This is a genomic window from Paeniglutamicibacter antarcticus (assembly GCF_039544305.1).
GTDB lineage: Bacteria > Actinomycetota > Actinomycetes > Actinomycetales > Micrococcaceae > Paeniglutamicibacter > Paeniglutamicibacter antarcticus_C.
The window spans coordinates 1-12195 of the sequence record NZ_BAABLK010000023.1 but is presented as its reverse complement, the minus strand read 5'-3'; the positions used below and the strand labels follow the sequence as shown (position 1 = coordinate 12195).

Annotated in this window: 9 protein-coding genes and 1 pseudogene; 7 read left to right on the top strand and 3 right to left on the bottom strand. The window is 60.7% G+C overall.

Translation table 11 applies throughout. The features are described from left to right. Positions 1–3: 3 nt before the first annotated feature. Positions 4–885: an alpha/beta hydrolase gene (locus tag ABEA12_RS06700; RefSeq protein ID WP_210100798.1), complete on the bottom strand. Its 882-nt coding sequence runs from the start codon at positions 883–885 to the stop codon at positions 4–6. A gap of 381 nt (positions 886–1266) precedes the next feature. Here ABEA12_RS06700 and ABEA12_RS06695 point away from each other — a divergent pair, with 381 nt between their 5' ends. Continuing rightward, entirely contained in the window at positions 1267–2358 is a 1092-nt protein-coding gene (locus ABEA12_RS06695) for a quinone-dependent dihydroorotate dehydrogenase (protein ID WP_210100797.1), read from the top strand. A 128-nt stretch (positions 2359–2486) separates the two neighbouring features. Here ABEA12_RS06695 and ABEA12_RS06690 read toward each other — a convergent pair whose 3' ends face one another. Beyond that, positions 2487–3068, bottom strand: coding sequence for a DUF3043 domain-containing protein (locus ABEA12_RS06690; RefSeq protein ID WP_210100796.1), 582 nt, complete (start codon positions 3066–3068; stop codon positions 2487–2489). A 70-nt stretch (positions 3069–3138) separates the two neighbouring features. Between ABEA12_RS06690 and ABEA12_RS06685 the strand changes: the two genes are divergently transcribed. The 6 genes from ABEA12_RS06685 to ABEA12_RS06660 all read left to right on the top strand — a co-directional run bounded on the left by ABEA12_RS06685 (position 3139) and on the right by ABEA12_RS06660 (position 9183). Further along, positions 3139–4548 (top strand): dipeptidase, encoded by a 1410-nt coding sequence (locus ABEA12_RS06685; protein ID WP_210100795.1) that lies wholly within the window; start codon positions 3139–3141, stop codon positions 4546–4548. A 109-nt stretch (positions 4549–4657) separates the two neighbouring features. Beyond that, a complete protein-coding gene (locus ABEA12_RS06680) occupies positions 4658–5032 on the top strand; it encodes a HesB/IscA family protein (protein WP_210100794.1) in 375 nt (124 codons plus the stop codon). A 205-nt stretch (positions 5033–5237) separates the two neighbouring features. Continuing rightward, positions 5238–6113 carry an aa3-type cytochrome oxidase subunit II gene (gene ctaC / locus ABEA12_RS06675; RefSeq protein ID WP_210102556.1) on the top strand — a complete coding sequence of 292 codons (876 nt, stop codon included), beginning with the start codon at positions 5238–5240 and terminating at the stop codon, positions 6111–6113. 6 nt (positions 6114–6119) lie between these two features. Further along, positions 6120–7838 (top strand): aa3-type cytochrome oxidase subunit I, encoded by a 1719-nt coding sequence (ctaD, locus tag ABEA12_RS06670; RefSeq protein WP_210100793.1) that lies wholly within the window; start codon positions 6120–6122, stop codon positions 7836–7838. Positions 7839–7840: 2 nt separating this feature from the next. Further along, on the top strand, positions 7841–8242 hold the full coding sequence (locus ABEA12_RS06665) for a cytochrome c oxidase subunit 4 (RefSeq protein ID WP_210100792.1): 402 nt from the start codon (positions 7841–7843) through the stop codon (positions 8240–8242). A gap of 155 nt (positions 8243–8397) precedes the next feature. Further along, positions 8398–9183 carry a GntR family transcriptional regulator gene (locus ABEA12_RS06660; protein WP_210100791.1) on the top strand — a complete coding sequence of 262 codons (786 nt, stop codon included), beginning with the start codon at positions 8398–8400 and terminating at the stop codon, positions 9181–9183. A gap of 1696 nt (positions 9184–10879) precedes the next feature. On the opposite strand, the pseudogene ABEA12_RS06655 reads toward ABEA12_RS06660, so the two are convergent. Further along, positions 10880–11942 (bottom strand): annotated as a pseudogene (locus tag ABEA12_RS06655) (integrase core domain-containing protein); the annotation flags it as partial. Positions 11943–12195 lie beyond the last annotated feature (253 nt).

The window sequence follows — 12195 nt, the reverse complement described above, 5'->3', positions numbered from 1 at the left end:
CGTCTACCGTCTGTCAGCTCTACGGCGTCCGCGGCGTCCCGGAAGGTATCCGATGCCCCAGCGGTCGATCGCGGCATAGGCGAGCGCCCGTGGCCTGGGCAGGGACGAAAACACGTCATGCATTGATCCGTCGATCACGGCGTTGGTGACTTCTGCCCCGAGTCCCAGCGAACGCTCACGCACCACCCTGACCTCCAGGACGGAGTCGTGGTGCAGCATTGCCTCGTCGTATGTCGTACCCAGGCGCGTTGATTTGGAGGTGAGCACGAGGACCGGGATCTTGATGTCCAGACCGTGCGCGACCTCCCGGTGCCCGGCAAGCACCGCAGCGATCCACCCTGCGGTGACGGGAAACGAGCACGGCGGCCGCCATAGGGGATGCAGGTCCCAGGAGCCATGCGCCAGGGCGCTGAGGGATCGCCAGTAGCCGTCCGATTCAGGCAGGTGCAGCTTGGCGCGTGGACGCAACCATGCCAGGGGTTCGACAACTCCCTGCGCCGCGTACCGAACCATGTAGCTGCCCTGCATTTCCAGCCATGGGCTGTTCAGGATCAGCGCGTTGAATGCCTTGGGGAACCTGTTGACCCAGAGGCTGGCCACCAGCCCACCGGTGGAGTGCGCCACACATACTCCCGGGGTGTCTGGGGCTTCCAATGAACGGATCATCGCCAAGGCTGCTTCGAGATCCGCGTCGTATTCCCCAAGGTCGGACGTGAAACCTGGGTTGAGGTGGTGGGCCCGCAGGCTTCGACCATACCTCCGGAAATCCAGTGCGTAGAAACTGTACCCGTGATCTGTCCAATACTTTGCCAGTTCGGTGTTGTAGAAGTAGTCGCTCCAACCGTGCAGCGCCAGCACGAAGCCAACTGAGCCTCTGGATCTCATCGATTCTCGGCCTCCCGGGTGCGGTGCGCCCGCTCGGACTGGACTAAAGAGGCGGTGAAGAACATCGGGCAACGGCGACCGTCGCGTTTCCCTGACATGTGCCGGCCGTCGGGAAGGTGGCTGGTAGTGGACCAAGGTGGCACAAAGTTCTCCTTCGTAGTCCTCTCCGAGCGGCAGCGTGGTGTAGGTGTATCCCTCGCCCAGGATGTCCGGTTCCCAAACCCCGGGCACCGTGGTCTTGGAGCAGTCTGGCCATGTGACGCTTGGATCGTTCTCCAGCAGTGGCACGGGGAGGGCTCCGAGCGAGGATGCAGACGACATGTGTTGAGCATAACGAACTTGAAGTTGTTTGGGGCCCGGAGACCGGGAAGACTGGGGTTCATGCGCATCTACCCCACGATTTTCCGGCTCGTTTTCACGAAGATGGATCCCGAGAAGGCACACCACTTATCCTTCGATGCCCTGCGGCTGGCGGAAAAGTTCGGCGTGTCCGCAATTGCCCGGCGGATGTGCGCCCCGGATGCTTCGTTGCGCCGCAACGTGATGGGCATCGAGTTCCCTTCACCCTTCGGCCTGGCTGCGGGGTTCGACAAGGAAGGCGCAGGGATACTGGCATTGGCCGACCTTGGCTTCGGCCATGTGGAGGTCGGGACGATCACCGGTTCGGCCCAGCCCGGCAACGACAAGCCCCGGCTCTTCCGCCTGGTCCAAGACGGAGCCGTGATCAACCGGATGGGATTCAACAACGACGGGGCCCGGGCCGTGGCCCCGAGGATCCGTGCCGCGCGCCTGGCCTTGTCCGAGCGCTTTGGCACGCATCGTCCGGTCATCGGGGTGAACATCGGCAAGACCAAGACCGTTGAACTTGCCGATGCCGTTGAGGACTACCTCGTCTCCACCCGCGAACTGGCAGCCCATGCCGACTACCTGGTAGTCAACGTATCTTCGCCGAACACCCCGGGCCTGCGACTGCTCCAAGGCGCGGAAACGCTGCGCCCCCTGCTTCAAGCGGTGCGGGCCGAGGCCGACCGCGTTGCCGGGGGACACCTCCCGTTGCTGGTGAAGATCGCACCGGACCTGGCCGATCAGGACATCGAAGAGGTGGCCACGCTGGCCACCGAACTGGGCCTGGACGGCATCATCGCCACCAACACCACCATTGCCCGTGAGCCGCTGAGCACCGATGCCTTCAAGGTTGCCGAGCTGGGCGCCGGGGGACTGAGCGGTGCCCCGCTGAAAGCCCGCTCCCTGGCGGTGCTCAAGGTGTTGCGTGAAAAGGTGCCCGCCGGGATGACGATCATTTCCGTGGGAGGGGTCGACAGCCCCGAAGACGTCATCGAACGCCTGCAGGCCGGCGCAGACCTGGTCCAGGGCTACACCGCATTTCTCTATGAAGGACCGTTCTGGGTCCGCCGGATCAACAAGGCCCTGGCCCGGGTCATCTCCCAGGGCGGTTCCCTGGCCCGGAAGTAGCAGGACCCCTGGCTGCGGACGGCCCGGGACAACCAACAAAAAAGCGTGTGGCCCCGGTCCTGGAACATGATTCCGGATCCGGGGCCACACGCTTTGGTGTGGTTATCGTGAACGCGTTTGCATGGCTTCTATCGGGGGTCTTCCCCGCGGCGAACCTGGGGCTTGGGCAGTCGCATCTTGCGGAACTGCAGTCCGCGCATTATCCCGTAGTACATCACGCCGCGATCCACCGAACCGTGGCGAGCAACCAAGGCCTTCTTCAGTCCGCGGGACATGATGAAGGAGTCAATTGCCACCGCTGCCACCAGGACCCATAACGCATAGGTGATGTTCATCGTGACCTGCGGGAACCTAGAGAGGCTCAACGAGATGATCAGGAACGCGAACACCGCGAACATGAGATACTCCCCGACCATGAACCGACGGTCGACGTAGTCCCTGGCAAAGCGTTTCTGCGGGCCGCGGTCACGGGCGGCCATGAAACGCTCGTCGCCGGTCTCGTTCGCCAGCCGCATGCGGTTCTGCGCCTCGACTCTCTGGGCACGCTCAGCGGAGCGCGCGGCCTTGCGGTCCGAGGGCACCAAAGGGCGCTGGTTTTGCGCCTGCTGCGCACTGCGCTTCGGGGTAGGGGCATTCTTGCCGACGGGCTTTGTGGTCTCTTCTGTGGGCGCTCCCGTGGAAGCTGCCTGATCTTTCTTGCGTCCAAACACCCCTCCAGTCTAGCCGTTGAGCGGCAAGCCGCTGGCATCGGGCACACGGGCCGGTTGTAGGCTTTCAACCATGACTACCAATAACACCTCCAACACGGCGTCTTTCGGCGTGGACCGCGATAAGTTGAGCGCACACGTCGATAGGGACTTCGACCGCATCGTTTTGGAACTGAGCAAGCTGGTCGCGATTCCCGGAATCGCCTGGGAATCCTTCGATGCCAGCGAACTGGACCGCAGTGCCGAAGCAGTGGAGCAGCTGGTGCGCGAGGCTGGAATGGAACAGGTTGATATCCTGCGCGTGCCCGCCGAAGACGGCACCATGGGTGGACCTGCCATTGTGGCCAACCGTCCGGCCCGGGACGGCAAGCCCACCATCCTGCTCTACGCGCACCATGACGTACAGCCTCCGGGCGACGAAGAGCTGTGGAACACCAAGCCTTTTGAGGCCACCGAGATCGACGGCCGGCTCTTTGGGCGAGGTGCCGCCGATGACAAGGCCGGCATCATGGTGCATATCGCCGCACTGCGTGCGGTGCTCGAAACAGTTTCCGACTTCGGTCTCGGAGTCACGTTCTTCCTCGAAGGGGAGGAGGAAGCCGGTTCCCCAAGCTTCCGCAATTTCCTGGAGACGCACCGGGACCGCCTTGAGGCCGACGTCATCGTCGTGGCCGATTCCAGCAACTGGAAGGTCGGTGTTCCGGCGTTGACCACATCGCTGCGCGGAATGGTCGGGGGAGTGGTGGAGGTACGGACCCTAGGCCATGCAGTGCACTCCGGGATGTTCGGAGGACCGGTGCTCGATGCGCCGACCGTAGCGGCACGCCTGATCTCCACTTTCCATGATGCCCAAGGCAACGTTGCGATCCAGGGCCTGGTCTCCAACGAAAGCGCCGCCGTCGACTATCCCGAGTCGGCGTTCCGCGCCGACTCCTCGGTGTTGGACTCGGTGAGCCTTGCCGGCAGCGGCAACATCGCCGACCGGCTCTGGAACAAGCCTGCACTGTCGATCATCGGCATGGACATCCCTTCCGTCGCGGTCTCCTCCAATACCTTGTTGCCTTCCACCCGCTTCAAGTTCAGCCTGCGCGTGGCACCGGGCCAGGATCCGCAGGCCGCCGCCGAGGCCGTCCGTGCGCACATCATGAGCCAGGACCTCGGTGGTGCAGAGGTCACGTTGCATGCCGAGGAGGCCGGGCAGTCCTTCTCCACCGACACTTCCGCTGCCGCCGCGCAGGCGAGCCTTTGGGCCTTGGGCGAAGCGTGGGGGGTCCCTGCGGTGGAAACAGGGATCGGCGGCTCAATTCCGTTTATCTCAGATCTGTTGGAAGTCTTCCCTGCGGCGCAGATCCTGGTCACGGGGGTCGAAGATCCCGACTCTCGGGCGCACTCGGCCAACGAATCCCTGCACCTGGGCGACTTCCGACACGCGATTTTGGCCGAGGCGTTGCTCTTGTCACGCTTGAACAACAACGGGCTCTAGAGTCCACCGGAGGGCGGCTGGGCAGTATTCGCGCAAACGCCGTAGTATTGACAAATGAGGGGCGACGCTTGAGGCGTAGCCCAAGTGAGCAGCATATGGAGGATCAGAGATGACAACTGCAGCCAATGAGGCCGTCGCAGATACACCAGAGCTTTCGAGCCATGAGGTAGCCCTGTCGGATGTCGCCGCGGAGAAGGTCCGTTCACTGCTTGAGCAGGAAGGACGCACCGATCTCCGGTTGCGCGTCGCTGTTCAGCCAGGGGGATGCTCGGGCTTGATTTACCAGCTTTACTTCGACGAGCGGTTGCTGGAAGGCGACGCAGTGAAGGACTACGACGGCGTTGAGGTCGTTGTGGACAAGATGAGTGTCCCCTACCTAGACGGTGCTTCGATCGACTTCGAGGACACCATTTCCAAGCAGGGCTTCACCATCGACAATCCCGCAGCCGGCGGCTCTTGCGCCTGCGGAGATTCCTTCCACTAAACCGGAACTAAATACACCGCCCAGACGTTGACACATCTTCGTGCCTGGGCGGTGTTTTGGTCGGGATTGGAGCACCCAAGAGGGTAAGCTCTACGATAAGTAGTAAAACTATGGTTTTCTTCGACCTCATCACCGTTGATTCACTTGAGTCCGGGCGTTGGGCGTCGAAGATTCATTCAGCACCAACAAAGAGGAAGGGCCGTCTGTGAGTTCGCAAGACCGAACCAGCAGCCGCCGGAAAGGCGTAGCCAAAGTAGTGGCTATTGCTGGTTCCGGTGCATTGTTGTTGACGGGTTGTACAGCGGAAGTCCAGCGAGGTTGGCTTCCTAACGTCGCTCGTGACACCACCAATCACACCGGTATGATCCAGGATCTCTGGGTCAACACATGGATCACCGTACTTATCGTCGGTATCTTGACGTGGGGCCTGATGCTCTGGTGCATCATTGCCTACCGGCGTCGCAAGACCGACACTGGCTACCCGCGCCAGCTCAGCTACAACTTGCCAATCGAGATTTTCTACACGGCAGTGCCTTTGGTCATGATCTTGACGTTCTTTACGTTCTCGGACAGCACCGAAAAGGCTATCAATACGCCAGTGGATTCCGAACTTGTCGTTGACATCCGCGCCAAGCAGTGGGCCTGGGACTACAACTACAGCTACAAGGGCCAGGAGAAGTACGACGCCACCGTTCAGGCGCACCTGACCGGCGAGGAGGGCCTCGAAGAAGGCCTGCCGACCCTGTACCTGCCGGTTGGAAAGACTGTCACGCTCGAGCTGAACAGCCGCGACGTCATCCACTCTTTCTGGGTTCCTGCATTCTTGCAGAAGCTGGACATGATCCCCGGCAAGACCAACTACATCTACCTGACGCCACAGGTTGAAGGTGAATTCGACGGTAAATGCGCAGAGCTTTGCGGCGAATACCACTCGGAAATGCTCTTCAACGTGAAGGTAGTTCCTGAAGGCGAATTCCTGAATCACCTGACCACCCTTGAGGACGGCCAGATCGGTGAAGACCAGGACCGCAAGCCGGGCGAAGTCAATTCGGTTTCAGCCAACACCTCGGAAGGAAATTAATCCGTCGTGACTACCTATGAATACGCCACAGACGAGGCAATAACCCTCGCGCCGCGCGTGGTCCCGATCTCCAAGGGACGGATGTTCGTCAACTGGATCACTTCAACTGACCACAAGACGATCGGGTACATGTACCTGATCTCCTCCTTCGTGTTCTTCTGCATCGGCGGTGTGATGGCCTTGGTCATCCGCGCCGAGCTGTTCGAACCGGGTATGCAGATCCTGCAGACCAAGGAGCAGTACAACCAGCTGTTCACCATGCACGGCACCATCATGCTGTTGATGTTCGCAACCCCGCTTTTTGCCGGATTCGCCAACGTCATGATGCCGTTGCAGATCGGTGCACCGGATGTGGCCTTCCCGCGTTTGAATGCACTGGCATTCTGGTTCTTCTCCTTCGGTTCGACCATCGCGCTGGCCGGCTACCTGACACCGCAGGGTGCAGCCTCTTTCGGCTGGTTCGCCTACGCACCGTTGTCCAACACCACCTTCAGCCCCGGCGTGGGTGGAGACCTGTGGGTCTTCGGCTTGGCGCTTTCGGGCTTCGGCACCATCCTGGGCGCCGTCAACTTCATCACCACCATCATCTGTCTGCGTGCACCGGGCATGACGATGTGGCGCATGTCGATCTTCACCTGGAACACGCTGATCACCGGTATTCTCATCCTGATGGCGTTCCCGCCGCTGGCTGCTGCACTGTTCGCACTCGGTGCAGACCGAAGATTCGGTGCTCATGTGTTTGACCCCGAGGCAGGTGGCCCGGTCCTGTGGCAGCACCTGTTCTGGTTCTTCGGCCACCCGGAGGTCTATATCATTGCGCTGCCGTTCTTCGGCATCGTCTCCGAGATCTTCCCGGTCTTCTCCCGCAAGCCGATCTTCGGCTACAAGGGCCTGATCTTTGCGACCATCTCGATTGCGGCGTTGTCAGTATCGGTGTGGGCCCACCACATGTACGCTACCGGTACGGTCATGCTTCCGTTCTTCGGCTTCATGACGATGTTGATCGCCGTGCCGACGGGCGTGAAGTTCTTCAACTGGATCGGAACGCTCTGGCGAGGTTCGATCACGTTTGAGACACCGATGATGTGGAGCATCGGCTTCATGGTCACCTTCCTTTTCGGTGGCCTGACCGGAATCATCCTGGCAGCACCGCCATTGGACTTCCACGTGACCGACACCTATTTCGTGGTCGCACACTTCCACTACGTGGTCTTCGGAACCGTCGTCTTCGCGATGTTCGCCGGCTTCTACTTCTGGTGGCCCAAGTGGACGGGCAAGATGCTCAACGAGCGCCTTGGCAAGATCCACTTCTGGTTGTTGTTCGTGGGCTTCCACGGCACGTTCCTGATCCAGCACTGGTTGGGCGTCATCGGCATGCCGCGTCGTTACGCGGACTACCTGCCTGAAGACGGGTTCACCACCATGAACCAGTTCTCCACCGTTTTCGCCTTCATCCTTGGTGTTTCGATGATCCCGTTCTTCTGGAACGTCTGGATTACGCACCGTCATGGCAAGAAGGTCACCGTGGATGACCCGTGGGGCTTCGGCGCATCACTGGAGTGGGCAACCTCTTGCCCACCACCACGCCACAACTTCCATTCCATCCCGCGCATTCGCTCCGAACGCCCGGCTCTTGACCTTCACCACCCGGAACTGAGCTCACGCTCGACCCCGGATACCGCTGTGGCCAAGATCTTCGGCCCGGCAGACCAGAAGGATATGTAGAGATGAAAGTAGAATCCTGGCTCTTTCTCGGCGGAGTGTTCTTCTTCACGCCGGTGGGAATCGTTTACGGTTTCATGGTCGAGTGGCAGGAGCCGGTTGGCTTCCTGGCGATGTTCTTGCTTGCAGGCATGTCGTTCATGGTCGGCTGGTACCTGCTGCATACCTCCAAGCGCGTCGGGCTACGGCCCGAGGATCGCGTTGACGGCGACATCCACGAAAATGCGGGCGCCATCGGCATGTTCGCACCGTGGAGTTGGTGGCCGCTCATCTTGGGATCTGGTGCGGCGATCGGCTTTGCCGGTTTGGCAATCGGGTTCTGGGTCCTGTACATCGGTACCGGATTCGCGATCATCGGCCTGGTTGGCTGGGTTTACGAGTTCAGCCGCGGCAACCACGCCCACTGATCCGGGCGCACACCAGTAGGTGAAGCATCGAAAGCGGTGTCTTTTTCCCCTCGCGGGGATCAAGACGCCGCTTTCTGCGTTGCGGCAACTGCCGAATACGTGAGAATGAAAGCACCGGTCTGCATGAGGCGGCCCCAACGACTACGGAGCACGAGATGAAACCCTATGCGCCCCAACCGGTTGTCATGGGAACGATCGATCCGACGTCCAAGGTCAGCAAGTATCGACAGATACGCGAGATCCTCCGTAACCACGCTCGGAACATCTGCCAGCCCGGATACCGACTGCCGCCTGAACGCGAACTGGCCGAGGGGTTCAACGTAGCCCGCAAGACCTTGCGCCAGGCGATTGATTCGCTGGTCGAGGACCAAGTCCTCAAGCGCGTCGTTGGCGTCGGTACCTTCGTGGCCCACCCCAAGGTCGATCTGCAGGTCCGGTTGAACTCCTACAGCGAGGAAATGGTCAGGCGCGGTATGGTTCCCGACGCCCACGTGCTGCGCTTCGAGGAAGTCCCGGCATCCGGTTCCCTTTCGCGGCACATGGAGATCGACGAAGGGGCCCCGGTGATCCGGTTCAGCCGTCTTCTGCTTGCCGACGGAAAGCCCATGAGCCTGGACGAGAACTTCCTGCCCAGCGAGCTGGTCCCGGGGTTCCTCAACGATCCGCCACCGACCTCCCTCTACCAATCGCTCCACGAGCGCTACAACCTGATCCTTGAGTGGGGGGAGGACCAGATCGAGAGCGCCGCGGCAACCAGCGAGCACGCCAGGCTGCTCCACGTCGATGTGGGCTACCCGCTGCTGCGCATTACGCGGTACGCGTTCGTCGGCGAGGGCTTGGTCGACTATTCGGTTTCGCTCTACCGTTCGGACCGTTACAAGCTTTTTGTGCCCCTGGAGCGCCAGGGAAGCCGCAGTCCGCGCTACACCACCATGCGGTAGTCCTCGGGCACCCAGGGGCCTGCCGCGGCCGGTTCCGCGGCATCGGGCGGATCCTCCGTGCCTGCATGGCGCGAATTTCGCGCGAGATCCCAACACGGCCAACATCGTTCTGGACCGAAGGGCATGTTGATCTGCAGCCGAACGGGGCCTTGAGCCACGTTTCAGATCCGACTCTCGGAGCGGGGTATCCACCCAGATAGCATTCTTCGTGCTGTGCGGACACGGATCCAGGAAATCCCGATCGCTCCTTTCTTCGTTGACACTTGGCGAGGACGAAGGGCAAAAGCGACTTGCTTGATTCGGCCCAGGCCGGTGGCCGCTCCGTTCGTGCTGGACCATTTGGGGGTCTTCGTGGAGAGGAGCCCATGGTGGCTTTCGCCCAGCGGAATCAGTGAACTACTGGTCCAGCCTTCGATCGTGAGTATTCGATGCTTTGGGGACCACCTGTTATTGCCGTTCGGGGCCACTGATATTGCCGTTGGGGACCGGCACCTCCCTGCGTGGGAGCCACAGGCCTTGAGCGGGTTCAACTTGATTTGGGTGGGAGTTGATCCTCTTGCTTCACGTGTGCTTTCCCGCTCAGGGTCCGATGGTGTGGTGGATGTCAAGGTCCATGACCATCATCTGCATGGACACAGGAGCCGACCCTTCTGCGTCCATGCAGAGGTGACCGGTCCGGACCGGCCTTGGTCACGTCGTGGCACCCAGCACAGCTCCGGCAAAGTGGCTCCCAACAATGCCACTGGTGGCTCTCACGGAGAATATCCGCGTTTTCCCACGGTGGTCCCCACTCGCAATATTGCTGGCCCCCAAACAGTCAAATATTCAATCGAGGCAATAGCGGGCATCATCCCATCAAGGCACGTATCCGGACCCTCCACCGCAGCGTTCCTGTTCACCCAGATTGCGGAAGGATACGACTGACGGTCCCATGGCGCGGCCCTTCCGTGTGGTGAATCGTGGGGGTGATAGCCATCCCACTGCTCGTGGGGATCAGCTGTCAACGGCAGCCTAGGTGCCCCGGGCGCGTCGACGGCTTTCCAAGGCGAATCCACTTTTGGGGTCGGTGCTCGAGGGGCCAATGCTGGCGAGGATCTATCGTTCCTGCGTCCTGAACCGGCTTCAACCCAAATCTGCGGCACTTGTTAAATAGCGGTATTTGAAACTGCCAGTCCACGTAAGTGGTGTGTAATCTCGCAACATCGTGGACACTGAAACTCATCACTTCGTTGACAACCGATCTCATGACTTTGTGCACAAATACCACAAGCCATCCAACACCGGCCCGATGGTTCGTGGGTTCCCCACGCCCAGGTTCAATCTCGAGTGAAGATTTCGGGCATTTGCGCTTCCCGAAGCGCGTATTCTGACCGGTATTTCTCGGCCTTGCGTTCCCAGTGCACCGTCGCATTCATGATCTGGATTCCCCGGATCGAGTAAGAGGCGATGAACTTGCCGTTCTTGTGCATGGCCATCATCGGCAACGGGAAGGACATGACCACTTCGCCGGTATCGGGATCCGACACCAGAAATTCCTCATCGGTGACGGTGCGGCAATACCGACGACCCGCCAAAGTCGAGGGGACGGAAATCTGCTGGCCCTGGTAGAAGACCTTGCGCTGGTCTTTCACGATCTCAATCAGGACCTGATTCGCTGCCAGGCCCGTGGCGGGTTCCGGGAACAACCCGGCATCGATGATCTCGCCAGACTTGGAGACCGCAACGCTCGCCGTGCCGAGGGCGACCTGCTTGAGCCTGCGCTTGCTCAGATACTCTGCGGCCTTGGCTTCGAGCACCGACAAGTGCAACGGCTCGCTCGCCGGGGTGTGCTCCAGGGTCTGCCAGGCGATTTCGGGTGTGGACTGATTCAGCGACTGGTGCGGCCTGCGCCGGTTGTAATGCTCGCGATAGCGCGTGATGAGCCTGTGCAGGTCGGCAAGGTCCTTCGGCTTGTTGGCGTCCAGGAAGCGCCGCAGGGTTTGATGTGAGCGTTCGTTCTTGCCCTGGGTCGTGGGCCGGCCCGGAAGGCCGCTGATCGGCATGGTCCCCTTGGAGGCAAGGAAGATCTCCACCGCACCGATCGTGCCGCTGCGCAGTTGGTTGAATGCCTTTGAATTGTCACTGAGCAGCTCCTGAGGTGCCCCATGGGACTTGATGGCCCGGGCGAGCAGGTCGTGGGCGTCATGGCTGTTCTCGTGCTGCCGGTACGCCCATGACCCGACGTCGTAACGTGTCGCATCGTCGATCAGCTGGTAGACGGTGCCCACCTTCCTGTCGCCCGTGCGATATTCGAAGGCGTCCAGCTGCCACAAGGCCATGGCCGTGGACCGGGCAAAGGGCAGATACGAGGATTTCGGTCGCTTGCGCGGGTTCCGGTCAACATGGCCCACACCTGCGAGCAGCCGGGCAATCGTGGCAATCGAGGGGGCCTGTCCGCCGGGGAAACCATCTTGGATGGTCGCTTCGTGGTGGATCGTTTTCGGTCCGTAGTCCCACCCATCTTTCTTGAGCTGTTTGCGGATGCGGACCAGCTCGTTGATGACCTCGGGCCCGTAGCGCCGTGCAGGGTGGTGAGGTGCCCTGGAACGCGGGTGGAGGGCTGATGCGGACTCGGTGGAGGCCCGGGAGCGGATCCGATAGAAAATGCTGCGGGAGATCTTCTGGGTTTTGCAGAATTCGCTGATCGTCAGGGCGTCGGGCTGGGTGGGGTCGTAGTTGATGATCATGGCGCGTATGCGCGGTGGCAGTGGGTTGTTCATGCCTTGAAACTGCCAGAGGAACCTGCAAGAACTGTCTACGGTGTATTGAGACATGGTGTCCACGATGTCATAAGATCGTGTGTCCACGATGCGCTGAGACAGGACAGTCCACGTAAGTGGAACTGTATCGCCACGAACAGGGAACCGGCACCCTGGACGTGATTCTCTGGTCTGAGCTGCAACACACCCGGTGTTGCGCTTTGACCCTTCGAGGAGAAACGATGACGGATCATCGTGTCATCATGCGGCTACT